The organism is Bacillus sp. mrc49 (assembly GCF_002803435.1).
Genome location: NZ_PHNG01000170.1, coordinates 1 through 923 on the forward strand (window position 1 = coordinate 1; position 923 = coordinate 923).

Consider the following 923-nt stretch of genomic DNA (forward strand, 5'->3'; position numbering starts at 1 on the left):
GTGGTACACCATAAGTTGTAGCTTGGCGCCAAACTGTTTCAGTTTGAGGCTCAACACCTGATTGGGCATCAAGTACGGCTACAGCTCCATCAAGTACACGCAATGAACGTTCAACTTCAACTGTGAAGTCTACGTGTCCAGGCGTATCGATGATGTTTACACGGTGACCTTTCCACTGTGCAGTTGTTGCAGCGGATGTGATCGTGATTCCGCGTTCTTGTTCCTGTTCCATCCAGTCCATTTGTGATGCACCTTCGTGTGTTTCACCAATTTTATGGATTTTACCAGTGTAATAAAGAACACGTTCTGTTGTTGTCGTTTTACCAGCATCGATGTGAGCCATGATACCGATATTACGAGTGTTTGCTAAGGAGAACTCTCTTGCCATTTGTCTTTCTCCTTCCTTCTATAAGGATTTTATAGTGATTGATCTTACCAGCGATAATGAGCGAATGCTTTATTAGCTTCAGCCATTTTGTGTGTATCTTCACGTTTCTTAACAGCTGCTCCAGTGTTGTTGGCAGCATCCATGATTTCGTAAGCTAAACGCTCTTCCATCGTTTTTTCTCCACGAAGGCGAGAGTAGTTTACCAACCAACGAAGACCTAAAGTCGATTTGCGGTCTGGGCGCACCTCAACTGGTACTTGGTAGTTAGCTCCACCCACACGGCGTGCTTTTACTTCTAATACAGGCATGATGTTTTTAAGTGCTTGATCGAAAACTTCGATTGGCTCATTGCCAGTACGTTCTTTGATTAAATCAAATGCAGAGTAAAGAATTTTTTGTGATTTACCTCTTTGTCCATCAACCATTAATTTGTTGATTAAGCGAGTCACAAGTTTTGAATTATAAATTGGATCTGGTAATACGTCTCTTTTCGTTACAGGTCCTTTACGAGGCATTATATTTCCTCCTTTCAAGA

Annotated in this window: 2 protein-coding genes; both read right to left on the minus strand. The window is 42.0% G+C overall.

All coding sequences use genetic code 11. The features are described 5' to 3' along the window. Positions 1-388, minus strand: a 388-nt coding sequence (locus tag CVN76_RS01180; protein WP_157805418.1) for a GTP-binding protein, incomplete at its 3' end; no start/stop codon positions are given. 44 nt (positions 389-432) lie between these two features. Continuing rightward, positions 433-903, minus strand: a complete 471-nt coding sequence (gene rpsG, locus CVN76_RS01185; RefSeq protein WP_048677878.1) for a 30S ribosomal protein S7 — start codon at positions 901-903, stop codon at positions 433-435. Between the last annotated feature and the right edge of the window lie 20 nt (positions 904-923).

What these genes read in the sequence shown, in the direction of transcription:
- rpsG (WP_048677878.1), bottom strand. Translation starts at nt 903, where the DNA reads ATGCCTCGTAAAGGACCTGTAACGAAAAGAGACGTATTACCAGATCCA.